Raw genomic sequence first — 26662 nt, 5'->3', positions numbered from 1 at the left:
TTATGTCGACCGATCCTGATCGGATCCGACAGGAGATCGAGTACACCCGGCGAGATCTGAGCAGTAGCGTCGACGCGTTGGCCGACAAGGTCAGCCCGCGTCGGATCGCCGGTGACCGCGTCGGGGAGGCGCGTGGCGCGCTCACCCGGATGAAGGAGAAGGTGATGGGTACCTCGGCACACATGGGCGATGTGGCTGGACAGCGCATGTCGTCCGCCAGAGGCACGGCACAACACCTGGGCCAGCAGGCCGGCCAGAGCGCGTCGTCCGCCGCTGGCTCGGTCCAGCAGATGGGTCAGCAGGCCGGCCAGACCGCGTCGTCCGCCGCCGGCTCGGTCCAGCAGATGGGTCAGCAGGCCGGCCAGCGGATGTCCTCCGCCGCCGACTCGGTGCGGGACGAGGCCCGATCGGTCGGGCAGCAGTCCCGGGAGCAGATGCACGGCAACCCGATGGCGGCCGGTCTGATCGCCTTCGGCGCGGGCCTGCTGGTGTCCGCCCTGCTCCCGCCGAGCCGTCGCGAACGGCAGCTCGCCGGGCAGGCCAAGGGGATGGTCAGCCAGCAGGTCGGCCAGCACTCGGGTGAACTGCGGGAGCAGGCCAGCCAGTTCGGTCACCGGCTCCGCGACAACATGCGGCAGCCGACGTCGCAGGCGGCTCGGTCCGTCGGGTCCACCGCCATCAAGGGCGCGGCCGAGATACGCGAGCAGGGCCGGTCGGCCGCCCACCAGATGCGTGGGCAGACGCAAGAGGCCGTCGGTGAGTTCCGACGTTGAGCCGGTGCGGGCGGTGGGGCGGGCTCCGCTGATGCGGGTCCGCTCCGCCTCCGCGGCGGCGCCGGGCCGGGACGTGAACGAGGACGTCGTGTTCCGGTTCGGTTCGCTGGTCGGGGTCCTCGACGGCGCCACCGTCCCCGAGGGCTTCGACACCGGCTGCGTACACGGGCCGGAGTGGTACGTCCGGCACCTGGCCGCCCGGATCGGGCTGGCCGAGGCGGCGCGCCCCACCGCGTCGCTGATGAGCAACCTCGCCGCGGCCATCCTCGCGGTACGCGCGGACCACGACGGCAAATGCGACCTCGACCATCCGGGCACCCCGTCCAGCACCGTCTGCCTGCTTCGTGAGGGCGGTGACCAGGTGGACTACCTGGTGCTGTGTGACAGCCCCCTGGTGTTGGACACCGGCGGCCGGGTCAGTGTTGTCTCCGACGACCGGCTGGACCGGGCGATGGCCGAACTGCGCGAGACCGTCGCCATGGTGCCGGCGGGCGCGGCGGCGGACCGGGCGACCCGGTTCCGGCATGCGGTCGGCCTGCAACGCGAACGCATGAACCGGACGCACGGCTACTGGGTGGCCGCCGCCGATCCGGACGCGGCATACCACGCGGTGACCGGCACCGTGCCGCTGCGCGGGCCGGGCGCCTTGCGGCGGGCGGCGCTGCTCAGTGACGGTGCGTCCAGCGCGGTGGAGCAGTTCCGCCTCTTCGACTGGCCGGCTCTGCTCGATCTGGTGGCCACCGAGGGGCCGGGCGCGTTGATCGACCAGGTCCGGGCCGCCGAGCGGGACCTCTCCGACCGGCTCCGCCGGCACAAGCGCGCCGACGACGCCTCTGTGATGCTCTGCGAGTTCGGTCCCGATTGATAGCGGAGCGTGAGGCGCATCCGGTGCCGTCCGACCGGCCGATCCCTCTCGACGGACCGTCAGTAGCGGCTCAACGGGGTGGACTTATGCCGGTGGGGACGGCAAACTGCGCGACGTGACGGGTGCGGTCCGGTTGGAGCCGGTGAACGAGCGGAATCTCGAGCCGTTGCTCTCCGTAGCGGCGGCCGAGGCGGAACCGGGCGAGGTGATGCCGCCGGTGGAGGCACCGGCCGGCTGGTCGCACGCCCGCCGGGAAGCCTTCCGCGAGTTCCACCGCGCCAGCTTCGCCGGGCTGACCGGTCCGACCGCCACCCAGATGTACGCGATCCTGGCCGGCGGCGAGGTGGTCGGGATGGTCCGGATGACCCGCTGTGACGAGGCCGGCACGGTCGAGACCGGCATGTGGCTGGGCCGGTCGGCGCGCGGTCAGGGACTCGGTGTGGCCGCCCTGCGGGAGTTGCTCAACGAGGCCGCCGCGGCGGGCATGCGTACCGTGGTCGCGGAAACGACTTCGGAGAACACCGAGGCACTGAAGGTGCTCGCAAAAAGCGGTGCGAAATTGCGCGAGGACAGCGGCAAGGTGCATGCCGAAATCTGCCTCGATTCGACACCACCAGTTCTCTGATCCCGTTCTTACGGTAGCTCCGTCAGTGGTCGCTCCGCGCCCCTGGGCTGCCTGTCTGCGCCTCAGTGCCCGTTTTGACGGGTTGCTGCGCCACTTTTCGGAATTCGTTTCCCGAGTACCCGCCGAAATTGCCTGTGCGGTTTCGCGATCTGGCCGTGGGGTACTGCCCGCCGGGTCCGCCAAAACGGGACGCCTGATGAGAGGTCCCGCTCACGTCGATCAGCGGGCCCCTTTCGGCCCCGAAGGCAGCAGGCGTCCGAACAGCGGGGAGCGAAGGAGAATTGATGAACAGCGGAGCACGAATCGGACTCGCGGTGGGTCTGGGCTACCTGATCGGTCGCCGCCGCAAACTGCGTACCGCACTCGCCCTCGCCGCGGCCGTCGCGGCCGGCCGAGCGACGATGCATCCTGGCGGGCTGATGAAGCGCGGCGCGGACCTGTTGAGCTCCTCCCCTCACCTGGGCAACCTCGGCCGCCTCGGCGGCCCGTTCGCCATGGCCGGGAAGGCGGCGGCCACCGCCGCGGCCGGCAGCGGCGTCGACGCACTCAGCGACAAGCTGCACAGCTCGGCCGATGCGTTGCGCCGCCGTACCGCATCGGTCACAGGTGCCTCGGGTGGCGGCGAGCGGAAGTCGGAGCGTGACATCGAGCCGTCGCCGGACGAGGCCGAGCCCGCCGGCCAGCGGCGGGGGCGGTGAGCATGGCACCGAACCCGAGCAGCGGCGGACTGGGCGGCAAGGTCCGCGGCGAACTCGCCGACGAGGTGCGGAACCTGGCCGAAGCGCTCGGTGAGCGGGCCGCGTCCGTGGTGACCGAGAAGGTCGCCGGCGCGACGCATCGGCTCAGCGAGTACGCCAAGCAGGGCGGCGGTCCGGGCCTGATCGCCGCCGCTACCGGGGCGCAGCGGATGGCCGCGGGGGACTCCCCGATGAAGGCGATGATCCACGCCGGGATGGCCGGCGGTAAGGAGAAGGTGATGTCGGCGCTCGGCCGGCGTAAGGAGCGCGCGGGCGGCGGGAGCCGCAAGATCAAGGTGACGAACATCGTTGAGACGGTCGACGTCGGCGTGCCGGTGCGGGTCGCGTACGACCAGTGGACCCAGTTCGGCGACTTCCCGAGCTTCATCAAGAAGGTCGAGAACGTCGACACCGAGTCCGACGAGAAGCTCATGTGGAAGGCGCAGGTCTTCTGGTCGCACCGGACGTGGGAGTCCACCATCGTCCGGCAGATCCCGGACCGGCTCATCCACTGGCGCTCGAAGGGTGAGAAGGGCTCGGTCGACGGGACGGTCAGCTTCCACGAGCTGACTCCCGACCTGACCCGCATCCTGGTCGTGCTCGAGTACCACCCGCAGGGGCTCTTCGAACACACCGGGAACCTGTGGCGCGCCCAGGGACGCCGCGTGCGGCTGGAGTTGAAGCACTTCGTCCGGCACGTGATGACGCGGACCGTGCTCGACCCGGACTCGGTGACGGGCTGGCGCGGCGAGATCCGGGACTCCCAGGTGGTCAAGGACCACGACACGGCCGTCCGCGAGGAGCAGGAACACGAACAGCGCGACGAGGAGGGCCAGGAGCAGGCGGAAGAGGGACGCCCCGAGCAGCGGCCACGCCGGGCCCGCCCCGAGGTGGGGGCACGCCGCCGGCCGGCGCGGCGCCGTCCGGCTGATGACGAGTACGAGTACGAGGACGAATACGACGAGGACCACGAGGAGTACGAGGACGAACCGGAGGAGTCGGAGGATCCGCGACCGGTGCGCCGGCGCGCGCCGCAACGAGCCCGCCGGACGCGTCCGCCGGAGGAGCCGGAGCCCGGTACGGAGCCACGCCCCCGCCGTGCGCCCACGCCTCCCCGCCGCCCCGCGGTCCGTCGTCGACGGGAGGTGTCGGACGAATGACTGTCGCGACGACTGACGGCCAGTCCGGAAGCGCGTTACAGCGGAGCGGATCGTCGTCGAGCCTGGCCGACGTCGTGGAGACCGTGCTCGACAAGGGAGTGGTGATCGACGCCCAGGTCTCCGTCGCCGTGGTCGGCATCCAACTGCTGGAGATCAACGCCCGGGTGGTGGTGGCGAGCGTCGAGACGTACCTGCGGTTCGCGCAGGCGGTGGACCGGCTCGACATCACTCCACGCAACCAGAAGGGGCTGCCCGACCTGGTCGAGGGGGCCTCCGGCGCGGTCGGCGCCGGAACCACGGCGGCCGGACTGAGCAGGACCGTCGGGAAGATCGGCGGTGCGGTCCGCGATGCGGTCGGCGAACTGGGCGCCGACCGCGATCGGGACCACGAACGTGGGCGGCCCCGGCGTCGCCGCCGCGACGAGGAGTACGACGATGAGTGATCAGCCCGGACTGTTCATCTACGGCATCGTGCCGTCCGACGTGGAGCCGTCGCCGGACGTGCCGGGCGTCGGCGACCCGCCGGGCTCGGTGACCGTGGTGCGGCACGGCCCGGTCGCCGCGCTGGTGAGCGAGGTGGCACCGGACGCGGCGCTCGGCCGACCGGCGGACCTCACGACGTACCAGATGCTGCTGGACGGGACGGCCGCGGTGGCCCCGGTGCTGCCGGTCCGCTTCGGCACGGTGGTCAGCGGACCCGACGCGGCCGTCGAACTGCTCGACGCGCACGCCGACCGGTTCGCCGCGGTCCTCGACGAGTTCGAGGGGCGGACCCAGTACGTCGTGCACGGCCGCTACGAGGAATCGGCGCTGATCCGGCGGGTGCTGGACGACGATCCGGCCGCCGCGGATCTGGCCGACCAGGTGCGCGGGCGACCGGAGGAGGTGACCCGGGAGCAGCGGATCCGGCTCGGTGAGTTCATCGGCAGGGCGGTGGAGCAGCGGCGGGAGGCGGAGAGCCGCCACCTGATCGACCTGCTCGCAACGCTGGCGGTGTCCACCGTCAACCGGCCGCCGAGCCACGAGCTGGACGCGCTGAACGTGGCGTTCCTCGTCGACGCCGACCGGGAGGACGAATTCGTCGACGCCGTCGAGGCGTTCGCCGAGCGGCGGCGGGAGCTGATCCGGATGCGGTTGCTCGGGCCGCTCGCCCCGTACGACTTCGCGAGCGCCCACCAGGTGACGGGGTGAGGCGTGGACATCCTCTGGACGCTGCTGACCCTGCCGTACGCACCGATGCGTGGCCTGACCGCGGTGGTGAAGGTGATCGCCCGGGAGGCGGAGGCACAGCGGTACGACCCGGCCAACATCCGGCGGGAACTGGAGGAACTGGATGCGGCCGTCGCCGCCGGTGAGCTGACCCCGGCCGAACGGGACGTGCGTCAGCAGCAGGTCCTGGAGCGGCTCACCGGCCGAGGGCTCGGGACGTCCCCCGCCGACCGGCGCGAATCCGCGCAGGCCGGGCGGGTGGGCGCGTCCCGGCGCGACGCGCCAGTCGTACGGCGGAGCGGGTCGCGGCGCGGCGGGCCTCGGCCGGTCACGGACCGGGCGCGGCGGACGGACGCGGAGTGGCGGCGAGACGGCGGAGGAGGTGTACGCGATGGAGCGGATCCGCGGCGACGGCGGCCGAACCCGCCGGCGTGAACCGGAACCGGAGGACGAGTGGGTCGGCGACGAGGAGTACGTCGAACCGCTGTCGGCCGCCGAGGCCGCCCGAGAGGGGCTGCGGCAGGTCGTGGAGCTGACCGGCCGGGAACCGGTGGGGACCACGTCGCTGAAGGCGGTGCGGGACGGCTGGCTGGTCGGGGTGGAGGTGATCGAGGATCGCCGCATCCCGGCGTCGACGGACCTGCTCGGCCTCTACGAGGTGGAGCTCGACATCGACGGCACCCTGCTCGGCTACCGGCGGGTGCGGCGCTACCAGCGGGGGAAGGGCGAGGTGGGCTGAGATGACCAGTACGCCATCGGTGGTGCAGAACTCCGGCCAGGTCCTGCCGGCCGGGCACGAGCCGGCCAACCTCGGCGACATCCTGGAGCGGGTCCTCGACCGGGGCATCGTGATCGCCGGCGACATCCGGGTGAGCCTGCTCGACATCGAGTTGCTGACGCTGAAGCTGCGGCTGGTCATCGCCTCGGTCGACACCGCGCGCCAGATCGGCATCGACTGGTGGGAACACGACCCGTGGCTCAGCTCGCGGGCCCGCCCACCGGTCGAGCCGGGCCCACGTGATCCCGAAGAGGTGGAGGCCGAACGCCGGCCCCGGGCCGCGGCCCGGGCCCGGCGGCGGGAGGTCCGACAGGAGGAGTGGGATGAGGTCGACGGCTGACTCCCGATCCGGTGCCGAGGGCGCCGGCCGCTGGTTGCACGGCGTCGTCCGGCAGGCGGATCTGGGGCTGCTGAGCACGGTGCCGGGGATGACGGGCGAACCGGTCCGCCCGGTCCGCGCCGACGGTCTGGTGGCGGTGGTGAGCACCGTGCCGCTGACCGACTACGGCGAGGAGGCGCTGCGCCGCAACCTGGAGGACCTGGGCTGGCTGGAACGGGCCGCCCGGGCGCACCACCGGGTGGTCGACGCGCTGGCCGGAGCCGGAGCGGTCGTACCGGCCCGGCTGGCGACAGTGCACCGCGACGACGACGCGGTCACCGCGTCGCTCACCGGCCGGCGCAGCGAACTGGTCGCCCTGCTCGACGGCCTCACCGGCCGCGGCGAGTGGGGCGTCAAGGGGTACGTGGTGTCGGGCGTCGCACCCCGGGCCGCGGAGACCGCCGGCCCGGAAGGGGTCGGTACGGCGTACCTGCGGCGGCGGCGGGCTCAGCTCGCTGCCCGGGAGGACGCGCAGCGGGACGCCGCACACGTCGCCGCGACCGTGCACGAGGCGCTCGTGCGGCACGCGGTGGTGGCCCGCCGGCATCCACCGCAGGACCGCCGGCTCTCCGGTGTGGCGGCCACGATGGCGCTCAACGGCGCGTACCTCGTCGACGCCGGGGCGCAGGCCGGTTTCGCGCGGCTGGTGGAGACGCTCGCCGAGCGCCATCCGGAGCTGCGGCTGGAACTCACCGGCCCGTGGCCGCCGTACTCCTTCGTGACGGACCGGCCGGCGGCGGCTGGCGACGATGCGCCGGCCGGTGGTCCGGACGGTGAGGTGGACGCGCCCGCCCTGCCCGGCGACACGGCACCGTCGGGCGGATCTCCGTCGGCGCGGCCGGCGACGTCGGGTCTCGACGTGGCGGTGGTTCGGGGGTCGGCGTGGTGACCACCTCGCTCGCCCCGAGCAGTGCCGACCACCCCCTGGCGTATCGGCCGGTCGCCCTGGTCGATCTGCTGGACCGGGTACTGGCCACCGGCGTGGTGGTGAGTGGTGACATCACCCTCGCCATCGCCGACGTGGATCTGGTCCGGATCTCGTTGCGTGCCCTGATCGCCTCGGTCGGCGCGCTCGCCCCGCCCGAGCCGGCCGCGTGGCCAACCGCCGAAGCGGGGACCGGAATCGCCGCCACCGGTGGCAGCGATGCGTTCGGGGCCGGGGAATGACCGGGCGCGACGAGGCGGCCGAACTCGCCGCCGCACTGGACGCGCCACAGTGGCGACCGCCCCGGGTGACCCCGCTCGACCGGCGGCTCGCCGTGGACCGGGACTCCGTCGAACGGGGACTGGCCAGCCTCGTGCTCACCGTGATCGAGCTGCTCCGCCAGCTGATGGAGCGGCAGGCGCTGCGCCGGGTGGAGCTGGGCGATCTCAGCGACGAGCAGATCGAGCGGATCGGGGTGACGCTGATGGCGCTGGAGGAGCAGATGGTCGGACTGCGCGAACACTTCGGCCTGGCCCCCGAGGACCTGAACCTCGACCTGGGCCCCCTCGGCCCCCTCCTTCCCACCGACTGACCCACCCCACCCCCCCATCCACCCAGCTCACCCCCACCTCAGCCCCGGTGATCATGAAGTTATTGCTCGTCGCGTCGGCGTGTCGCCGCAATAACTTCATGATCAACCCGGGTGTGGGAGGGGGCTGGGTTAGCGGTGGGTGGTGGCGTAGGTGGAGAGGTGGGCGACCTGGGCCGGGTCCAGGGACGGACGTACCCGCTCACGGGCGGCCGCGACGTGCGCGGCGGTGACCGTGGAGGCGCTCAGCGACTCCCGCATCGCGGCCAGTGCCGCCTCGCGTACCAGCGCCGCGCAGTCCGCCGCCGAGAACCCGTCCAACTCGTCGCCGAGCGCGGCGAGGTCCACGTCCGGTGCGAGGGGGACGTTGCGGGCGGCGGCCAGCAGGATCTCCTTCCGGGCCGGCCCGTCCGGCGGTGGCACGTAGACCAGTCGTTCCAGCCGGCCGGGGCGCAGCAGCGCCGGGTCGATCAGATCGGGCCGGTTGGTCGCGCCCACCACCACCACGTTGCGCAGCGTCTCCACCCCGTCCAGCTCGGTGAGTAGGGCGGCCACCACCCGGTCGGTCGTACCGCCGTCGCTGGACTGGCCGCGTACCGGGGCGAGCGCGTCCACCTCGTCGAGGAAGATCAGGGTCGGCGCGGCCTCGCGGGCCCGGCGGAACAGTTCGCGGACCGCGCGTTCGCTCTCGCCGACCCATTTGGAGAGCAGCTCGCCGCCCTTCACCGAGAGCACGTTCGCCCGGCCCGATCCGGCCAGCGCGGTCACCAGGTACGTCTTGCCGCAGCCCGGCGGACCGTAGAGCAGCACGCCGCGTGGCGGCTGCACCCCGAGCCGGGCGAACGTGTCCGGGTACGTCAGCGGCCAGAGCACCGACTCGGTGAGTGTCTGCTTCACCTCGACCAGGTCGCCCACGTCGTCGAGCGTCACGGTGGCCAGCTCCAGGGTGGACGCGGCCATCGTGGTCGGCCGGACCACCTCCAACGCGGCGACGAAGTCCGCCATCGCCACCGTCGGCGTCTGGGCCGACTTCTGCCGTAGCGCCGCCCGCACGCCGGCCTCGCGGACCAGCGCGGCCAGGTCGGCGGCGACGAACCCGGGGGTACGGCCGGCGATCTCGTCCAGCCGGACGTCGTCGGCGAGGGGCACCTGGCGGGTGAGCACGGTGAGTTGCTCCCGGCGCAACGCCGGGTCGGGCAGGGCGATGCCGATCCGCAGGGAGAGCAGGTCCGGGGCGCGCAGCGCCGGGTCGACCGCCTCCGGGCGGCCGGTGGTGCAGACGACCGCCGCCCCGGCCCGTACCGTCTCCGCGAGCACCTGGCGGAACACGGTGGCCACCGGGCCCGGTTCGTCGGCCGAGGCGAGCGCCTCCACGTCGGTGACCAGCAGCACGGCCGGCCCGTCGGCCCGGACCGCGGCTCCGGCGGCGCGCAGCCGCTCGGCGGCGGCCTGGTTGTTCAGGGCGGCGACCTCGGGTGCCCAGAGCGGGAAGACCCGCGCCCCGACCTGCGCCGCCACCGCGTGGACCAGCGCCGATTTGCCCGAGCCGGCCGGGCCGCTGATCAGGACACCGAGCGACACGTTGGTGCCCAGCCGGTTCAGCACCTCCCGATGGTGGAAGCCCAGGTCGAGCAGCTCGGTCAGCTCCTCCGCCTGTGCGCGCAGCCCGGGCAGCTCGTCGACCGTCGGCGCGTCCGCCGGTGCCACCGCCTCGACCCGGCGGGCGCCGCCGACCAGTTCACCCCCGGCCGGTACGTCGACCCCGCGGGTCGTCGACACGCCACCCGTGGCCGCCCGGTGGGGCGGCGCTCCGGCGGCGGTGGGGCCGTGGGTGACCGGACCGTGTTCCCAGCCGACCAGGGTCTCCATGGTCACCAGCGCGCTGTCGGCCGGCTCGGTGCCGACCACGGTGAGCAGCGTGCTGGTCCACGCGTAGCCGACGGTGTTGGCCAGGCTGTGCCGGGCCGCGGCGACCAGGCTGCGGACCGAGGCGTCCGGCAGCACGTCCTGGGGCAGCAGCGACACGTCGTCCCCGGCGGTGACCATCTTGCCGAGCAGCGCCAAGCGGAGCATCTCGGGGCTCACCGCGGCGACGATCTCCACCGGGGCGGCCAGGGTGACCCGGCTCGCGGCGGTCACCGGGAGCGGGGTCACCGACACCTGGCTGCCGTCGCGGATCCCGAGGTTTCCCAGCATCAGGTCATCGGCGTAGAGCAAGGCCCTGCTCGCGTCCGCGTCCGCCGCCGCCGCGATCCCCGCCGTGATCCGCCGACCGGCGAGCCGGACCGGGGAGCCCGGGCGCAGGCCCAGTGCCGCCAGGATCTCCGGGTGCAGCCGTACGATGCCGCGCCGCGCGTCCAGCGCCGCCGGGCGCAGACTCGCGGTCAGGATCAGGTCAGGTTGCGCCATCGCCCGACCCTAGCCGCCGTGGGTCGGCGGCGTCGGCTGCGACGGGGTACGGAGATCTCAGCCAACCCTCAGGGATCGGCCCGTACCGTGTGCCGCATGACATCGCGGTTGTCGATCCCTCGGATCCGGCGTGCCCTTCCCACCGGCCGACGGGCGGTCGTCGCGGCGGTGGTCGCCGTGCTGCTGGCCGCCGCCGTCGGCTGGGCGGTCCGGCCGCGCGAGCCCGACCTGCGTACCGAGGCGGCCATGCTGACCGTGCGCTCCGGACCCGACGGGCAGCAGCAGGTCGACCTGGACACCACGTTCTACCTGCCCGAGGACGCCTCAGCGCGGCACAAGGTGCCCGCGGTGCTGCTGGCGCACGGCTTCGGCGGCACCAAGGAGTCGGTACGCGACGACGCCGAGGCGTTCGCCGAGCGTGGGTACGCCGTACTCACCTGGACGGCGCGTGGCTTCGGTCGCAGCGGCGGCGAGATCCACCTGGACAGCCCCGACTACGAGGTACGCGACGCGCAGCGGCTGCTGGACTGGCTCGCCGCCCGTCCGGAGGTCCGCACCGACGCGGCCGGGGATCCCCGGATCGGCGTGGTCGGCGGCTCGTACGGCGGAGCACTCGCCCTGCTGCTCGCCGCGCAGGACCGGCGGGTGGACGCGATCGTCCCGATGATCACCTGGAACGACCTGGCTCGGAGCCTCCTGCCGGACAGCGCGGGCGGACCCGCCACGGCAGGCGTGTTCAAGAAAGGTTGGGCGGGCCTCTTCTTCGGTGGTGGCGGCAGCGTCGGCTCCGGGCCGGCCGGGTTCTCCGGCAACATCGCGGCCCAGCCGCAGGGGGCGCCGGCGTCGGCCGGGCCGCCCAGCCCCGACCCGGGTGCGGGTCCGGGCAGCGGTCCGGGGCACGCCCCGGGTGCCCCGGCCGACCCGTCCTGCGGGCGGTTCGCGGCCGACGTCTGCGCCGCGTACCTGCGGATGGCCACCTCCGGCCGGGCCGACCAGGCGGCGGTGGACCTGCTGCACCGGTCCAGCCCGGCCGGGGTGCTGGACCGGATCACCGCACCTGCCCTGCTCGTGCAGGGCGAAGCGGACAGCCTCTTCCCGCTCGCCGAGGCGGACGCCAACGCCCGGGGCCTCGCGGCCAACGGCATCCCCGTCCGGGTGGCCTGGTTCACCGGTGGGCACGACGGCGGTGACGGGCCGAAGACGGACTCCGACCGGGTGCGTTTCCTGACCGTCCAGTGGCTGGACCACTACGTGCGCGGTGCGGGCGAGGCGCCCGGGAACGACTTCACCTGGTCGCGGATCGCCGGCTTCGACGCGCTGGACCGTGGTCTGGTCGCCACCGGCTACCACACCACCGACTACCCCGGCACGGGCGGGCAGCGTCGTACCGAGGTGGCGCTCACCGGCCCTGAGCAGCGGATCGCCAACCCGCCGAACGGCAATCCGGCCGCCATCTCCTCGGTGCCCTTCGCGGGCGGTCTCTCCGCACTGCTGGACGGGGTGGCCGGGGACGTGCCGGGTCAGCACGCCCGGTTCGAGTCGGCGCCGCTGGCCGAGGCGATTGACGTGGTGGGCGCTCCGACGGTGTCGATCCGGGCCGCGTCCCCGACCGGCGAGGCGGTGCTCTTCGTGAAGCTCTACGACGTGGACCCGAACGGCGCGGCCACGCTGCCCAACGGGTTGATCGCCCCGATCCGGCTCACCGGCCTGCCGGAGCGGGTCGCCGACGCCCGCCCGGTCACCGTGACCCTGCCGGCGATCGTCCGCCGGTTCGAGGCGGGGCACCGGCTGCGGGTGGTGGTCGCGACGTCCGACCAGGCGTACGCGAGCCCGGCGGAGCCGAACGTCTACACCGTCGCGGCGGGTGACGCGCCGCTCGACCTTCCCGACGTCGCGGGCGACCCGATCCCGACGGCGGCGACCATCTGGCGCTGGGTGCTGGTCGGGCTGCTCGCCGCGATCGTGGTCGGGCTCGTCGTGGTCGTCGCCCTGGTCCGTCGCCGGCAGCGCCGTCACGACAGCTCGGTGCATCCGGAGTACGCGCAGGTGCCGCTCGCGGTACGCCAACTGCGCAAGGAGTACGCGGACGGCTTCGTTGCCGTGTCGAACGTGGACTTCGAGGTGCGCCCCGGCCAGGTGGTCGGCCTGCTCGGGCCGAACGGCGCCGGCAAGACCACCACCCTGCGGGTGCTGATGGGGCTCACCCAGCCCACGGCGGGCGAGATCTACGTGTTCGGCCACCGGCTGGTGCCCGGTTCTCCGGTGCTCTCGCGGATCGGCGCGCTGGTCGAGGGGCCCGGTTTCCTGCCGCACCTGTCCGGCCTGGAGAACCTGCGGGCGTACTGGCGGGCGACCGGGCGTCCGGAGTCGGACGCGCACTTCGACCAGGCGCTGGAGATCGCCGGCCTGGGCGACTCCGTGCACCGCAAGATCAAGACGTACAGCCACGGGATGCGGCAGCGGCTGGCAATCGCGCAGGCCATGCTCGGCCTACCGGAGCTGCTGGTTCTCGACGAGCCGACCGACGGGCTGGACCCGCCGCAGATCGCCGAGATGCGCCGGGTGCTCCAGCGCTACGCCACGGACGGCCGGGCGGTGCTGGTCTCCAGCCACCTGCTCGCCGAGGTCGAGCAGACCTGCACACACGCCGTGGTGGTCAACAAGGGCCGGATCGTGGCGTCCGGGCCGGTCGAGGAGATCGTCGGCGAGTCACCCAGCGTGCTGTTCGACGTGACCGATCCGGCCGCGGCGCGGGCCGTCCTGGACCGCCTCGACGGGGTCCGGGTACTGCCCGAGAGTGACGGGCAGCTCGTGGTGGACACCAACGGCACCGCGCGCAGCGACGTGGTGGCGGAGCTGGTCCGGGCCGGCATCGGAGTGGACCGGGTGGTGCCTCGGCGCCGCCTGGAGGACGCGTTCCTCGCCCTCGTGGGGGAGAGTTCGCGGGGAAGCGGGGACCGCTGATGAGTACGTCCACGGTGGGCGCCGCCCCCGGTTACCGGCCGTCGGCCACCCTGCCGTTCGTCGCGGAGTTCCGCCGCCAGGCGGCCCGACGGCGTACCCAGTTGGCGCTCGGGTTCATGGTGCTGCTGCCGCTGATCATCCTGATCGCGTTCCAGTTCGACGCCGGTGACGACGACAACGGTGGGGGCGAGTTCGCCAGCCTGATCTCGTTCGCCACCTCGGGCGGGCTGAACTTCACGCTGTTCACCATCTTCGTCTCGGCGTCGTTCCTGCTGGTCGTGGTGGTGGCGCTCTTCTTCGGCGACACGGTGGCCAGCGAGGCGAGCTGGGGAAGCCTGCGGTACCTGCTCGCCGTGCCGGTGCCGCGCGCCCGGCTGCTCACGGTGAAGCTGCTGGTCGCGGCCGCCTACTCGGCGTCGGCGCTGCTGCTGCTCGCCGGCACCGCCCTGGTGGCCGGCACGCTCCGCTACGGCTGGTCGCCGCTGCGCAGCATGGTCGCGGCGGAACTGCCGCCGGGGCAGGGACTGCTCCGGCTGCTGGCGGTGCTCGGCTACCTGGCCGTCGTACTGCTGGTGGTGGCCGGCCTGGCGTTCCTGCTGTCGGTGAGCACGGACGCCGCGCTCGGTGCGGTCGGCGGCGCGGTGCTGCTCTGGATCCTCTCCAGCATCCTGGACCAGATCACCGCGCTCGGCGGGCTGCGTGCCTTCCTGCCGACCCACTTCAGCACGGCGTGGCTCGGGTTGCTCTCCACACCGGTGCAGACCGACGACGTGGTACGCGGCGCCATCTCGTCGATCAGCTACGCGACGTTGTTCTGGGCGCTGGCGTACTGGCGTTTCACCCGCAAGGACGTCACCTCGTAGCGGCACTCACAGCCGGCTGTCCGGGGCTGATCGTCGCCGACGACGCCCTCCGCTCGGCTGTGCCCGGTGCGGCGCTCACGCCGATCCGGGTCCTGCCGGTGGCCGGCGCGGCGTCCCTGTACGAACGGTAACCGGGAGACGTCCTGCACATGTCACTGCGATGGCCGCAAGAGACTGAGCGATCTTCTTCGACAGCCGTCGTGGCCTCACCGCAAATCGTTCTAAAGCCGCAAGTCTCCGCGTTGGGTTGGGCCTTTCGGTCGAGCCCAGACCCGCCGATCCGGCATGACGGCGCGCGGAGGCTGCGTGTTATCAGATTGTGACCTTAACCATGAGTGATCACCCGCGAGCTCGCTCCTTGGAAGTTCTATGTGATCGTGCTGCGAATCGATTGCGCTGAGTCACGCAGGAGGGCGATCGCCGCGAGGGTGTCGATTGTGGACGCGGCCGGGACCCGCGCGGACCCGGCGAACGGGTACTGTTTCGCCCTGACCGTCAGGTCGACCGCTTGCCCGGGCTGGTTCGTTGGTTTGCCTACCACACAAAGTGGTGGTCACGGCGCTGCAACGCCATGACCACCCAGCTCTCACCGCACCAGTCCGAGGAGTACAGATGAGAACCCCAAACATGATACGTCTGCTCGGCCGCACGGCACCCCGCGCTGCCGCGGTTGCCGGGTTGAGTCTCGCCTGCGTGGCCGTATCCCCGATGCCTGCGATGGCGCTCGACCAAGGTGCCAACACCGCGGCGTGCACCACCACCGAGATCTGCTTCAGCGAGTATTCATCGGACTGGAACCGCTCGCACAAGGACTTCTGGTACGACGCCAACCATCACTCGAACAACGCGCATGTGGCGTATGCGTTCAACGCGGGAACGAACTTCACTCGGCACGACGTGATGGACCATGCGGCCGGGATCTGGAACCGCGACAGCGAGTGCAGCGTCTACGTATGGGACGTCAACGCGCAGGGAACGTGGTACGTGATCTCGGCCTACGGCAACTATGCCAGCGGATGGACGAGCCTGTCTCCCGTCGCGAACCGGAACAATGGCCATTCTCGGTGCAGTAGCACCGCAAACCCGGTAAACAAGTAACTGTTTGCGGGAGCGGCCCTCCTTGGCCGCTCCCGCATATTCCTTGTAAGGATGGCATCCATATGATCGGCCGGCGGCGCTTGGTGGCCCTGTCGATAGCCCTTGTGGCTCCGGTTCTCGTATCGAGTATTGCCGCCTGTGGCAGCAACGAAAGTGCGACGAAGCAGCCGGAGATGAGTGGGCTGAAAAATTCGGAGTTCGCATTCGATAACTACCGTGGCCTCGACATGGAGGTGATCGGGTATGCACTCCAAATCCAGCGGGACAAATGCCTGGCGGAAGCGGGGTATCCGCAGAACCTCCAGGTCGACGAAGGTCGGCCCTACCCCACGACCTCCGTATTTGTTACCGATGAATCACAGTTCGGGCTCCTGAGTGAGGAGCAGGCCAGGGTTAAGGGGTTCGGCCGCGATCCGGGGTGGCAGCCACCAAAGATCGCGTCGTTCGACAAGAACTACGACCAGGTGTCGGAGAAGTGCCGAGAAGCGGGTTGGCGCGACCTGGGTGCAGGTTCAGCGGAGCTCGTGCAGAAGTACCAGGATCTTGGTAACGAACTCTTGCCGTACCGCCAGGAAGTGGACCGCCGGCTCCCCAAGGACCTGGCTGCCAAGATGCTGGCGTGCATGAAAGGTAAGGGCTACCGGGTCGCGGACGAGCAGAAGTTCCTGCAGACACCTCAGCCGCAGCTGCTCGGGGTGGAGTTCGGCGGCGTAGAGGGCGGGTCCCAGGAATGGACCCCGGAACCAAAGCCCGGCACCATCCAGGTCGATAACGCTTTCATGCCGGGGAAATACGTCCCGAGCCCGGAGGAGTCGAAGCTGGCCGTCTCCTGGTACCGGTGCCAACAGGAGACCGGAACCACGAAGGCCAATCGTGAGACAATGGCTCTGGTTCAGCGCGAGTACGTCGAACGGCATGCCGAAGTGCTGATCGAGTTGAATCCGAAGATCGAGGCACTCGCGAAGACTGCGGCACGTTTGGTTGGCAAGGGTTGAGCGAGGAAGTTCCGTCAGGCGACGGACCATCCGGTGTTCGACCTTCGGCCAGGGTTCGTCGGCCGCGCAAACGCCTGGTAATCGTCTCGATCGCCGTCGTGCTCGGTGTCGCCGTCGTTGGCGGAATCTCCGCCCTTGAGCACGTCCTGCGCACGCCGGGGCAGGCGGCGGCAGATGCCGCGCCGCCGGATGCGTCTCTGGTCACTGCCCTCGTCGAGCGGCGCGTCCTCGGTGAACCGATCCTGGTTCGAGGAAACATCACCCCGGGTCCGAGCACCAAACTGCTTCCGCCGATCGGCGCGACCGGTCCGGAAGCTGTGGTGACACGTGTTCGGGTACGTACCGGGCAGACCCTGGTGGAGGGCGCCCCGATCCTTGATGTCGCCGGACAGCCGCTCATTCCGCTGGATCTGCCGTTTCCGCTGTACCGAGACCTTGCGCTGGGTCTGGCGGGGCCGGACGTAGAGGCGGTGCAAGTGGCGCTGCGCCGTCTCGGCTACCACCCGACGAAGGATGGCAAGGTCGGCACCACCACCGCGCGAGAAATCCGCAGGTTCCTCGCCGACAGGGGGTATTCGTCACCGTCGGCGGAGGCCGGTACCAAGCCACTGGTCACCCCGTCCGCCGACCCGCAGGGTGCCACGTCCGCCGGCCTCGGCTCAGCCGAGAGCGCGGTGGTGTTGCCGCGCTCTCTGGTGCTGCGCGTGACCAAGCAGAAGTCCAAGGTCACTGCCGTCCGGGCAAAGGTCGGCGCGGTGCTGTCGGCCCCTGACACAGTATTGCTTGAGCTTGACGGAACGGGTCCGTTCATAGCGCTTTCCCTCACCGTTGATAAGGCCACCCGACTGCGTGTCGGCCAGCCCGCCTTCGCGCTCGACGAGGAATCCGGAAAACGTGCCCAAGTGCAGGTGAAGGCGATTGGTACGAAGGTCGGCGTCGACAGCGTCACAGGCTCTTCCGGCGTGCCCGTGACGCTCAGCTTCAAAGGCGCGCCGATGGCTGCGAACGACCGTTCCCTGCTCGTGGAAATTCCATCCGAACAAGACGGCGATCCGGTTCTCGCGGTTCCCGTGAGCGCCGTCTACTCGAAACCCGACGGGTCCTCCTTCGTGACAGTGGTTATGGCAGACGGAGGCACCGAGGATGTTGCCATATCCGCGGACCAAGCCATCGGCGGATGGGTCAAGATCCAAGGTGACGCGTCCGATGCCTTGAGTGAGGGAAGCAGAGTCGTGGTCGGGCTGCAATGATGCTCGAGCTCGACGGCGTACAACGAGTTTTCCGGGACGGGCATCCAATCCATGCCCTGCGTGAGACGAACCTTGGTGTCGCGCAGGGTGACTACGTCACGATTACCGGAGCATCGGGTTCCGGAAAATCGACCCTGCTGAACGTCCTGGGCCTGCTCGACACTCCGACGTCCGGTTCCTACAAGGTACTCGGCCACGAGACGACCGACATGGACGAGAAGTGGCGCGGGGCGCTGCGGGGGCAGTTGTTCGGATTTGTATTTCAGGCGTTCCACCTGCTTCCGGGGCGGAGTGCCCTGGAGAACGTGGAACTGGGGATGATCTACGGAGCGGTTCACCGCAAACGACGACGAGATCTGGCGATGACCGCCCTGGACCGAATGGGACTCTCAGCCCGCGCTGCGTCGGATCCGCGGACCATGTCGGGTGGTGAACGACAGCGGGTGGCGATTGCGCGAGCGATCGCCGGTGGGCCGAGCGTCCTGTTCTGCGACGAACCTACCGGGAGTCTGGACAGCGCCAACACCGGTGTGGTGCTGGACGTCCTCGAGGGCATACACCAAGAAGGCATGACTGTCGTCGTCGTGACCCACGATCCCGTTGTTGCCGGACGAGGACTCCGACGATTCGAGGTGCTGGACGGCCGCGTCTCCGAGTCGCTCACCAATATCCAGAGGTAGCAGGCTCGACATGAAATGGCGATTGCGCGCAAAGTCCCTGCACCCGGCGTTGGGGGTGCGGCTCGCTCGACTCAAGCTGGCCGATTTTCTATTCGAGTCGACATTCTCGATAATTCGTTTCCCGGGTCGTTCCCTCGTAACGACCGTCGGCACCATCCTCGGCGCGTCGGCCTTCGTTGCGACGCTCGGCGCCGGCTCCACCATGGAGAAACAGGTGTCCTCGTCTTTCGACGTACGTCGAGCGACGGAGGTTCGCGTCGTGCCGCAGGTCGAAGGTCTCGACTCGTCCTGGCAAGATCCGTCGAAGCTGTTCACCGTGCGATCGTTGAACGGGGTTGTCGCCGCGGGCGGACGTACGATGCTCTCGGACCAGTCCGTACGGCGAACGATCGGGTCTCCCGCTACAGCCGTCCAAGTTGTAGGCGCCGATCCCGGGGCGATGGCTGTGGTAGGCCCACAGATCCGCTTGGGCCGTGCGTTCGGAGAGTTTCACGACGAGCACCAGGTGCCGGTGGTGATGCTGGCCGCGCCGGTTGCGGAGAAGTTGGGCGTCAGCAGGATTGGCGTCGCGGTGTTCATCAACGACCAGGCGTTCACTGTCATCGGTATTTACGATGACGTTGTGCGACACGGCGAGATGATGTCCGCCGCCGTGGTTCCGACAAGCGTCGCCGCGAAGATGGTGACATCAGGGCAGCCGCCGGAGCGTGACGTCATCATCGAGACCCGGCCCGGTGCCGCTCAGGTCATCGGCGCGCAAGCTGCCCTCGCCATGCGTCCGCAGGCTCCTTACGAATTGCGAACGATCGCGCCGCCTGATCCCAAGACTCTACGGCTCGAGATCGAGGGGAACATCAAATCGTCCAGCCTCATGCTGAGTGGCATCTCCCTTGTCATAGGCGCTGTATCGATCGCTACCGCCGCCGCCGCATCGATCAACTCACGTACCTCGGAGATCGGGTTGCGGCGTGCGATGGGGGCCCGGCCGGTACACATTCTGGCGCAACTTCTCGGCGAGACCACCGCGCTGGGTGCGCTCGGAGGCATGGTCGGAGTGGTCGTCGGGTCGGTGACGGTCTGCGTTATTGGGTGGCTCAACAGCTGGGTGCCTGTGCTCGATGTTCGCTCGGCGCTGCTGGCGACGGCCTGCAGCGGTGCGGTCGGGCTCATCGCAGGACTCCTGCCCGGCTTGCGAGCGATGCGCATTCAGCCCGTCGCCGCTCTACAGCGGTGAGGGACCAGTTCCATCCGGCCCGGTAGCGGTGGGTGGGTGAATGGTGGGGGCGTCACCTCGTCGAGCGTTCACACGCGGCCGTCCGGGGTGACCGCCACCGAGGGCGCCCCGCTCGGCTGTGACGGGGCCGGTGGTGCGCCGGGAGTCGTCGGCTCCGCCGCCTTCCAGGCGCTGACGCCGATCCGGCCGGTGTTGCCCAGATCGATCGGGCCGTCCGGGTCGACTGCCTGGGCGGCCCGACCGGCGTCCGGGGCGACGTCCAGGTACGCCCCCGTGGCCGCCTCGACCGTCGCCTCGGTGACCGTGTTGCGCCAGAGCACGGCGGCCGTGGCCCGATCGCCGCGGCGCAGCGTGATCGGCACGGGCGGTGCGTCGAACCCGCTGGTGATCTCCTTGGCACCGTTGATCACCGTGACCCGGATCTGCTGGTGCTGGTCGTCCTGCACGGTGAGCGCTGGGTAGCCGTTGAGCCGGTACGGGTTGGCGCCGCAGTTGATCAGCTCCAGGCCGAGCGCGCGCAGGCCCATGGCGGCGTCCGAACCGGTCGACCGGATGAGCACGCCCGACGCCGGGCAGGCGGCGTCCGTCGGATCGTTGCCGGGTGCGGTGGACCCCGCCCCGGGCCTCTCGCCTGTCAGGGGCCCGTCCCCGCCGGTACCGGCGTGGTCTGCGGTGCAGGCGCCGAGCAGCAGAGCGCCGGCGAGCGGCAAACCGGCGAGCAGGAGCTGACGGCGGGCCGGTCGAGGTGTCATCGCGGCATCCTCTCATCGGGTCCGGCTCGGCTCCGTCTCACTCACTCCGTGGGAACCCCGCTGGGGCCGGCCGCGGTCGGCGCATAGACTCGGCGGCACAACTGAATACCTCATCCAGAGGGGCTTAGGGATACGGCCCGATGACGCCCCGGCAACCACCCAACGCGCTCACCGTCGAGCGCCGGCGGGCAGGTGCCAATTCCGTCCCCGCCGCAGAGTGCGATGCGGGGGAAGATGAGAGGAATCTCGACATGACGTCGACGATCGCCGCATCCGGCATCGACACCACCGCCAGCCCCGCCCGCGCCCTCGTCTGCCGTGCCTGCCAGGCCCGCTACCCGCTCGCCGCGCAGCACGCCTGCTACGAGTGTTTCGGACCGCTCGAGGTCGACTACGACGCCGCCGCGCTGGCCGCCGTGACCCGGGAGCAGATCGAGGCCGGCCCGCGAAACCTCTGGCGGTACGCGGCGCTGCTTCCCGCCGGTCAGGACCCGGCCACCCGGGTCACCCTCGACCCCGGCCTCACCCCGTTGGTCGCCGCCCCGAACCTCGCCGCGGAGCTGGGCATCACGGCCCCACTCTGGGTCAAGGACGACAGCGCCAACCCGACCCACTCGTTCAAGGACCGGGTCGTCTCGGTGGCGCTGACCGCCGCCCGGGCGCTCGGCTTCACCCGGTTCGCCTGCGCGTCGACCGGCAACCTCGCGAACTCGGTCGCCGCCCACGCCGCCCGGGCGGGCGCGCCGTCGGTGGTGTTCATCCCGAGCGACCTGGAACAGGGCAAGGTCGTCACCACCGCCGTCTACGGCGGTGAGCTCGTCGCCATCGACGGCTCGTACGACGACGTGAACCGGCTCTGCGGCGAGCTGGTGGAGACCGACGAGTTCGAGGACACCGCGTTCGTCAACGTCAACGTCCGTCCGTACTACGCCGAGGGGTCGAAGACGCTCGGTTACGAGGTGGCGGAGCAGCTCGGCTGGCGGATCCCGGCTCAGGTGGTGATCCCGATGGCCTCCGGCGAACTGCTCACGAAGATCGACAAGGCGTTCACCGAGCTGATCGAGATCGGACTGGTGGAGGCGCCGGCCGGCGGTTGGAAGGTCTTCGGCGCGCAGTCGGCCGGCTGCAATCCGATCGCCACCGCGCTGCACGGCGGCAGCGACGAGATCGTCCCGGTCAAGCCGACCGGCATCGCCAAGTCGCTGAACATCGGCGACCCGGCAGCCGGCCTCTACGCCCTGGAGGCGGTCCGCCGTACCGGCGGCTGGATGGAGTACGCCGACGACGACGAGATCCGCGCCGCCATCCGCCTGCTGGCCCGCACCACCGGCGTCTTCGCCGAGACCGCCGGTGGCGTCACCGTGGCGGTGCTGCGCAAGCTCGTCGAGTCCGGCAAGCTCGACCCGGCCGCCGAGACGGTCGTGTTCAACACCGGCGAGGGGTTGAAGACGATCGACGCCGTCGCCGGCCAGGTGGGACCCACCCATCACATCCGTCCGTCGCTGCGCGCCGCGCGCGACGCCGGTCTCCTCGGCTGACCGGTCGCGATCGTCCGACTGCGGGCGGCGTCCACCGCGGCGCACGGCCCGGAGTTCGGGAAGTCGGATGGATCATGGGCGGATCGCCCGATCGGGGGATCAGGCCGATCCGCCGGGTAACCGGCTTTTCGCTCTGGGTGCGAGAAACCCGCCCCTAAGGACTTGACGGCAGGAACCGGACGGCGCAAGATGCTCCGTGCGGGAGGGCGTATCGCCGAAGACTTTCAGTTCTTTCGACCCAACGCCGGAGGCGTTGCGCGATCGTCCCTCCCGACCAACGTCCGAACGGGCCAGCGATTAAATCGCTGGCCCGTTCGTCATACGGCGGGCACGCTCGCCGGCATGACAATCACGATCGCGTCGTTCGACGCCACCGATACCGCCGCGATCGAGGCGGCGTACCACGTCGGGGCCGCGGCCAACGACGCGGACGTGCCCGGCTATCCCCCGTTCTGCCGTCGCCGTTTCGAGGCGAAACTGCGCCACCCCTTCCCGGGCATCGTCACGCTCTGGGCGTTGGCCCGGCTGGACGGCGTACCCGCCGGTTACCTGGCGCTGGACCTGCCGCAGCTCGACAACACCGACAACGCCACCGTCGAACTCGCCGTCGATCCGGCGTACCGGCGCCAAGGTGTCGGCCGGGCGTTGCACGAGCACTGCCTGCGGCTGCTGCGTGAACAGGGCCGAAAGCGGGTCATCGGGATGGCCGTCTCGGCGCTGCCGGACGGGCCGGCGCGATCCGGGGCAGGCGGCGCGTTCGCCGCCGCGATGGGCGCCCGGCCGGCCCTCGCCGAGGTCCGCCGCCGGCTCGACCCCACCGGAGTCGACCAGATCGCGCTGGAGGCGCTGCTGACCGGCGCCCGCGCCCACGCGGAGGGCTACCGCACGGTCCGGTGGCACGGTCTCGTGCCCGAGGAGTACGTCGCCGACGTCGCCTACCTCGACGGCCGGTTGAGCACCGACGCACCCATGGGCGACCTGGAGTGGGAGGCGGAGAAGGTCGACGTCGAGCGGATCCGGAACACCGAGCGGGCGCTGGCCGCGCGGGGACGGCGGCAGTACCACGTCGCGGCCCAGCACCTGGCGTCCGGACGGCTGGTCGCGTGGACGCTGCTCGACATCGGCCCGTCGGCCGACTGGCACGCGTTCCAGCAGATCACCCTCGTCGACCCGGAGCACCGCGGGCACCGGCTGGGCCTGCTCGTCAAGGGCGAGAACCTGCATCACCTGCTCGCCCACGAGCCGTCCGTACGCGCGATCGACACCTTCAACGCCGCCACCAACAGCCACATGATCGCGATCAACGAGCAGCTCGGCTTCCGTCCGGTGGACGGCTGGACGGACTGGCAGTTGACGATTTGAGTTGTGACACAGGTCTACTGATCGCGACCCCTTCTGTTGCATCATGACGGGCATGACGGACACCCCGCACCCCCTCTACGACCGGCACGTCGACACTCTCACCCGTGCGCTGACCGCGATCACTGAGCGCGGATACTGGTCCGCCTACCCGGAATCGCCCAGCCCCCGCGTGTACGGCGAGACCGCCGCCTCCGACGGCAAGGCCGCCTTCGAGGCGTACCTGAACGGCGACTTCCCGATCGACCAGCCGGGCGCCGGCGACCGGGTCGCCACCGAGACGAGCCCGTTCGGCGTGGAGCTGGGTGTGCGCTACCCGCACCCCGGGGTCGACGAGTTGGTCGCAGCGGCGAGCGCCGCCCTGCCCGCCTGGCGTGACGCCGGCCCGCAGGCGCGGATCGGCGTCTGCCTGGAGATCCTCGACCGGCTGCACAAGAACGTCTTCGAACTGGCCAACGCGGTGCAGTTCACCACCGGCCAGGCCTTCGTGATGGCCTTCCAGGCCGGCGGGACGCACGCGCTGGACCGCGCGCTGGAGTCGCTCGCCTACGCGTACGCCGAGATGACCCGGCACCCGGGGCAGGCCGGTTGGGAGAAGGCGGCGGGCAAGGGTGACCCGCTGCGGATGACCAAGACGTTCCACGTGGTGCCGCGTGGCGTGGCCCTGGTCGTCGGCTGCAACACCTTCCCGACGTGGAACTCGTACCCGGGGCTCTTCGCCTCGCTGGCCACTGGCAACCCGGTGATCGTCAAGCCGCACCCCCGTGCGGTCCTGCCCCTGGCCATCACCGTCAAGTACGCCCGTGAGGTCCTGGCCGAGGCCGGGTTCGACCCGAACCTGCTGCTGCTCGCCACCGAGGCGCCGGGCGAGAAGCTCGCCTCCTCGCTGGCCCTGCACCCGGCCGTGAAGATCGTCGACTTCACCGGCTCCACGGAGTACGGCGACTGGCTGGAGGCCAACGCCCGGCAGGCGTCCGTCTACACCGAGAAGGCCGGCCTCAACACGGTGGTCATCGACTCCACCGACGACTTCGCCGGCATGTGCCGCAACCTGGGCTTCACGCTCACGCTCTACAGCGGGCAGATGTGCACCACCTCGCAGAACATCCTGATCCCCGCGGACGGCATCGAGACCGACCAGGGGCACAAGAGCTTCGACGAGGTGGCCGGCGGGATCGCCGCGGCGGTCGCCAAGCTCACCGCCGAGGCGGCCCGCGGGGTCGAACTCACCGGGGCGATCGTCAACGACGGCGTGCTGGAGCGGCTCGACGAGGTCACCAAGGTCGGTGAGCCGGTGCTGGAGTCGCGTACGGTCGAGCACCCGTCCTTCCCGGGCGCGGTGGTCCGTACGCCGACGGTGGTCAAGGTTGCCGCGAACGACACCGCGACCTACGGCCGGGAGTGGTTCGGGCCGATCTCGTTCGTCATCCCCACCGAGTCCACTTCGCACAGCCTGGAGATCATGCGCAGCACGGTGGGTGAGAAGGGCGCGCTGACGGCGGGCGTCTACTCGACCGACGAGGCGGTGCTCGACGCGGCCGAGGCGGTGGCGATCGAGGTCGGGGTGCACCTGTCCTGCAACCTGACCGGCGGGGTGTTCGTGAACCAGTCGGCGGCCTTCTCCGACTTCCACGGCAGCGGCGCGAACGCGGCCGCCAACGCCGCGCTCACCGACGGGGCGTACGTCGCCAACCGCTTCCGCGTCGTCCAGTCCCGCCGTCACGTCTGAGCTGCGGGAGGGCCCCGGTCGATCGTTGCGGTCGGCCGGGGCCCTGCCGCCGACGCCGGGGCGCGGTACGGCGCTCAGGCGGCGCGGCGCATCTGGAGTTCGGTCATCGCCGGGATGGTCGGATGGGGTACGCGGACGCCGGTGTCCGCGAAGCCGAGCCGCTGGTACGCCCGGTAGGCGCGGTCGTTGCCGACCACGACCTCCATCATCAACTCGGGTCGTCCGCACGCCCGCGACCAGGCCGCCACCGCCTCGACAAGGTCGGCGAGCAACCCGGTGCCCCGCCAGAGCGGGGTGATGTAGACGGCGTAGACGACGGTCAGCCCGGGCTCGGACGGGGTCACCGTGCCGCCGGCGTGCCCGACCAGCCGGCCGCCGGGGTCGGCGACGAACTGCGCGGTCTGCGGCCCGGTGGAGGTGGCGGCGACCCGGAAGGCGTACTCGGCGTGTGGTCGGGCCGCCGCGTCGGCGACGGTCTCCAGGAAGGCCAGTGGCGCGTCGGCGAGCATCTCCAGCCGTAGCGCTCGCATCCGGGCCGCGTCTCCTGGCCGGACCCGGTGGACCTCCGGCCGGCTGCGTCCGACGTCGTCCGGAGCGCTCGTCACACCCGCATACCTACCACAGCGACAGCCAACGATGACTCCCGGCATTCATCGGCGAATTATGTCCCGTTTTGTGGTCGTGCACCGCCGTCACGCCTCGTGTAGCGTGCGATTTCGGTCACCGTTTTCCCGTCCGTCGCCGATAGCGGAAACGGTGGTTTCCGAGCGCCCGGCCGTGCCCGGGCACTCGGGTAGGGAACGCCGGGCAGAGTGAGGAAGTACACCGTGGCACAGGGCACCGTGAAGTGGTTCAACGCCGAGAAGGGCTACGGCTTCATTGCCGTCGACGGCGGTCAGGACGTGTTCGTCCACTTCTCCGCGATCGAGATGGACGGCTACAAGGCGCTGGACGACGGCCAACGGGTGGAGTTCGAGATCGCCCAGGGGCAGAAGGGTCCGCAGGCGGAGCGGGTGCGCGTCGTCGGCTGAGCCGTCCGTCCCGCGCGCGCTCCGGGTGTTATTCGGGCCGGGTTTGCGCCGCGTCGTCGGCGGCCGGGGAGCCTGTCCCGCGCGCGCTCCGGGTGTTATTCGGGCCGGGTTTGCGCCGCATCACCTGGTCCGGGCCTCGGTCTGCGAGCGAGCGTGGTGGTGCGCGTCGGAGGCGTGACCCTGTCCGCGGCCTGAGCGTGAATGATCGACTCGTCGTCATTGATGTCGGGCTGTCGCGGATCGGGTGACCCCCCGACATCAAGGAACCCGAGTCGATCAAGCGTCTTCCGGGCGGTTGATTCCGGGTCGGGCATCCGCCTGGGCGGGGCTGCGCCAGGGGCACACCAGCAAGGAAGATCATGAGCCGGTCCAGCTGTTGCTAGGAGGGTTCATGTCCGACCTGCCGCCCCCGGCCACCCCACCCCCGGGCCAGCCCGGCCCCGAGCCCGGCTATCCCGGTTCGCAGCCCGGCTATCCCGGTTCGCAGGCTGGTCAGCTCGGTTATCCCGGTCCGCAGCCCGGCTATCCCGGCTATCCCGGCCAGCCCGGCTACCCCGGTCCGCAGCCCGGTTATCCCGGTTCGCAGCCCGGTTATCCCGGTCCGCAGGCCGGCCAGCCCGGCTATCCCGGTCCGCAGGCCGGCCAGCCCGGCTATCCCGGTCCGCAGGCCGGCCAGCCCGGCTATCCCGGTCCGCAGGCCGGCCAGCCCGGCTATCCACG

The 26662-nt window shown here is 70.8% G+C and carries 26 protein-coding genes, 2 pseudogenes and 1 riboswitch; of the genes and pseudogenes, 25 read left to right on the top strand and 3 right to left on the bottom strand.

Annotated elements, in window-relative coordinates:
• Positions 1-2: 2 nt before the first annotated feature.
• The 13 genes and pseudogenes from ABZS42_RS07160 to ABZS42_RS07100 all read left to right on the top strand — a co-directional run bounded on the left by ABZS42_RS07160 (position 3) and on the right by ABZS42_RS07100 (position 8043).
• The gene (locus tag ABZS42_RS07160) at positions 3-773 is read left to right on the top strand and encodes a DUF3618 domain-containing protein (RefSeq protein WP_355143034.1); all 771 of its coding nucleotides are present in this window, start codon (positions 3-5) and stop codon (positions 771-773) included.
• A complete protein-coding gene (locus tag ABZS42_RS07155) occupies positions 757-1638 on the top strand; it encodes a hypothetical protein (RefSeq protein ID WP_355143033.1) in 882 nt (293 codons plus the stop codon). The genes ABZS42_RS07160 and ABZS42_RS07155 overlap by 17 nt, the downstream gene beginning before the upstream one ends.
• Before the next feature lie 115 nt (positions 1639-1753).
• On the top strand, positions 1754-2263 hold the full coding sequence (locus ABZS42_RS07150; protein ID WP_355143032.1) for a GNAT family N-acetyltransferase: 510 nt from the start codon (positions 1754-1756) through the stop codon (positions 2261-2263).
• Positions 2264-2547: 284 nt separating this feature from the next.
• Entirely contained in the window at positions 2548-2961 is a 414-nt protein-coding gene (locus ABZS42_RS07145) for a hypothetical protein (RefSeq protein ID WP_355143031.1), read from the top strand.
• A 2-nt stretch (positions 2962-2963) separates the two neighbouring features.
• Positions 2964-4160 (top strand): SRPBCC family protein, encoded by a 1197-nt coding sequence (locus tag ABZS42_RS07140; RefSeq protein WP_355143076.1) that lies wholly within the window; start codon positions 2964-2966, stop codon positions 4158-4160.
• Positions 4157-4372: pseudogene (gene gvpJ, locus ABZS42_RS07135) on the top strand (gas vesicle protein GvpJ); the annotation flags it as partial. The gene ABZS42_RS07140 and the pseudogene gvpJ (ABZS42_RS07135), both read left to right, overlap by 4 nt.
• Before the next feature lie 223 nt (positions 4373-4595).
• Positions 4596-5351: a GvpL/GvpF family gas vesicle protein gene (locus ABZS42_RS07130; protein ID WP_355143030.1), complete on the top strand. Its 756-nt coding sequence runs from the start codon at positions 4596-4598 to the stop codon at positions 5349-5351.
• Between the two features lie 3 nt (positions 5352-5354).
• Complete coding sequence (locus tag ABZS42_RS07125) at positions 5355-5804, top strand: gas vesicle protein GvpG (RefSeq protein WP_355143029.1); 450 nt, start codon at positions 5355-5357, stop codon at positions 5802-5804.
• Entirely contained in the window at positions 5761-6108 is a 348-nt protein-coding gene (locus tag ABZS42_RS07120) for a gas vesicle protein (protein ID WP_076466968.1), read from the top strand. Before ABZS42_RS07125 ends, ABZS42_RS07120 begins: the two co-directional genes overlap by 44 nt.
• 1 nt (position 6109) lies before the next feature.
• Positions 6110-6487: a gas vesicle protein GvpJ gene (gene gvpJ, locus ABZS42_RS07115; protein ID WP_355143028.1), complete on the top strand. Its 378-nt coding sequence runs from the start codon at positions 6110-6112 to the stop codon at positions 6485-6487.
• Positions 6471-7415, top strand: coding sequence for a GvpL/GvpF family gas vesicle protein (locus tag ABZS42_RS07110; protein ID WP_355143027.1), 945 nt, complete (start codon positions 6471-6473; stop codon positions 7413-7415). The genes gvpJ (ABZS42_RS07115) and ABZS42_RS07110 overlap by 17 nt, the downstream gene beginning before the upstream one ends.
• Positions 7412-7693: a gas vesicle protein gene (locus tag ABZS42_RS07105; protein ID WP_355143026.1), complete on the top strand. Its 282-nt coding sequence runs from the start codon at positions 7412-7414 to the stop codon at positions 7691-7693. Before ABZS42_RS07110 ends, ABZS42_RS07105 begins: the two co-directional genes overlap by 4 nt.
• Positions 7690-8043 (top strand): gas vesicle protein K, encoded by a 354-nt coding sequence (locus ABZS42_RS07100; RefSeq protein WP_355143025.1) that lies wholly within the window; start codon positions 7690-7692, stop codon positions 8041-8043. Before ABZS42_RS07105 ends, ABZS42_RS07100 begins: the two co-directional genes overlap by 4 nt.
• A gap of 129 nt (positions 8044-8172) precedes the next feature.
• On the opposite strand, the gene ABZS42_RS07095 is transcribed toward ABZS42_RS07100, so the two are convergent.
• Entirely contained in the window at positions 8173-10449 is a 2277-nt protein-coding gene (locus tag ABZS42_RS07095; RefSeq protein WP_355143024.1) for an AAA family ATPase, read from the bottom strand.
• A gap of 96 nt (positions 10450-10545) precedes the next feature.
• Between ABZS42_RS07095 and ABZS42_RS07090 the strand changes: the two genes are divergently transcribed.
• The 7 genes from ABZS42_RS07090 (at position 10546) to ABZS42_RS07060 (ending at position 19533) form a co-directional block, all read left to right on the top strand.
• Positions 10546-13413, top strand: a complete 2868-nt coding sequence (locus tag ABZS42_RS07090) for an alpha/beta fold hydrolase (RefSeq protein ID WP_355143023.1) — start codon at positions 10546-10548, stop codon at positions 13411-13413.
• On the top strand, positions 13413-14276 hold the full coding sequence (locus ABZS42_RS07085; RefSeq protein WP_355143022.1) for an ABC transporter permease subunit: 864 nt from the start codon (positions 13413-13415) through the stop codon (positions 14274-14276). Before ABZS42_RS07090 ends, ABZS42_RS07085 begins: the two co-directional genes overlap by 1 nt.
• A gap of 612 nt (positions 14277-14888) precedes the next feature.
• On the top strand, positions 14889-15374 hold the full coding sequence (locus ABZS42_RS07080; protein ID WP_355143021.1) for a hypothetical protein: 486 nt from the start codon (positions 14889-14891) through the stop codon (positions 15372-15374).
• Positions 15375-15436: 62 nt separating this feature from the next.
• Positions 15437-16369, top strand: coding sequence for a hypothetical protein (locus ABZS42_RS07075; RefSeq protein WP_355143020.1), 933 nt, complete (start codon positions 15437-15439; stop codon positions 16367-16369).
• A complete protein-coding gene (locus ABZS42_RS07070; RefSeq protein WP_355143019.1) occupies positions 16366-17619 on the top strand; it encodes a peptidoglycan-binding protein in 1254 nt (417 codons plus the stop codon). Before ABZS42_RS07075 ends, ABZS42_RS07070 begins: the two co-directional genes overlap by 4 nt.
• Positions 17619-18299, top strand: coding sequence for an ABC transporter ATP-binding protein (locus ABZS42_RS07065; protein WP_355143018.1), 681 nt, complete (start codon positions 17619-17621; stop codon positions 18297-18299). Before ABZS42_RS07070 ends, ABZS42_RS07065 begins: the two co-directional genes overlap by 1 nt.
• 10 nt (positions 18300-18309) lie before the next feature.
• The gene (locus ABZS42_RS07060; protein ID WP_355143017.1) at positions 18310-19533 is read left to right on the top strand and encodes an ABC transporter permease; all 1224 of its coding nucleotides are present in this window, start codon (positions 18310-18312) and stop codon (positions 19531-19533) included.
• Positions 19534-19601: 68 nt separating this feature from the next.
• On the opposite strand, the gene ABZS42_RS07055 is transcribed toward ABZS42_RS07060, so the two are convergent.
• Positions 19602-20285 carry a DUF4232 domain-containing protein gene (locus ABZS42_RS07055; protein WP_355143016.1) on the bottom strand — a complete coding sequence of 228 codons (684 nt, stop codon included), beginning with the start codon at positions 20283-20285 and terminating at the stop codon, positions 19602-19604.
• 107 nt (positions 20286-20392) lie between these two features.
• Positions 20393-20526, top strand: a riboswitch (SAM riboswitch).
• A gap of 10 nt (positions 20527-20536) precedes the next feature.
• On the opposite strand from ABZS42_RS07055, the gene thrC reads away from it, so the two are divergent.
• The 3 genes from thrC to paaN all read left to right on the top strand — a co-directional run bounded on the left by thrC (position 20537) and on the right by paaN (position 24911).
• A complete protein-coding gene (gene thrC / locus ABZS42_RS07050; protein ID WP_355143015.1) occupies positions 20537-21823 on the top strand; it encodes a threonine synthase in 1287 nt (428 codons plus the stop codon).
• Positions 21824-22165: 342 nt separating this feature from the next.
• Positions 22166-23185 carry a GNAT family N-acetyltransferase gene (locus tag ABZS42_RS07045; RefSeq protein ID WP_355143014.1) on the top strand — a complete coding sequence of 340 codons (1020 nt, stop codon included), beginning with the start codon at positions 22166-22168 and terminating at the stop codon, positions 23183-23185.
• A 52-nt stretch (positions 23186-23237) separates the two neighbouring features.
• Positions 23238-24911 carry a phenylacetic acid degradation protein PaaN gene (paaN, locus tag ABZS42_RS07040; RefSeq protein WP_355143013.1) on the top strand — a complete coding sequence of 558 codons (1674 nt, stop codon included), beginning with the start codon at positions 23238-23240 and terminating at the stop codon, positions 24909-24911.
• 74 nt (positions 24912-24985) lie between these two features.
• On the opposite strand, the gene ABZS42_RS07035 is transcribed toward paaN, so the two are convergent.
• Positions 24986-25441 (bottom strand): GNAT family N-acetyltransferase, encoded by a 456-nt coding sequence (locus ABZS42_RS07035; protein ID WP_355143075.1) that lies wholly within the window; start codon positions 25439-25441, stop codon positions 24986-24988.
• 297 nt (positions 25442-25738) lie between these two features.
• On the opposite strand from ABZS42_RS07035, the gene ABZS42_RS07030 reads away from it, so the two are divergent.
• A complete protein-coding gene (locus tag ABZS42_RS07030; RefSeq protein WP_076466951.1) occupies positions 25739-25942 on the top strand; it encodes a cold-shock protein in 204 nt (67 codons plus the stop codon).
• 391 nt (positions 25943-26333) lie between these two features.
• Positions 26334-26662: pseudogene (locus ABZS42_RS07025) on the top strand (RDD family protein); the annotation flags it as partial.

The organism is Micromonospora sp. NPDC005367, assembly GCF_040606825.1.
Classification (GTDB): Bacteria; Actinomycetota; Actinomycetes; order Mycobacteriales; family Micromonosporaceae; genus Micromonospora.
This window is presented reverse-complemented; position numbering and strand designations above follow the sequence as displayed.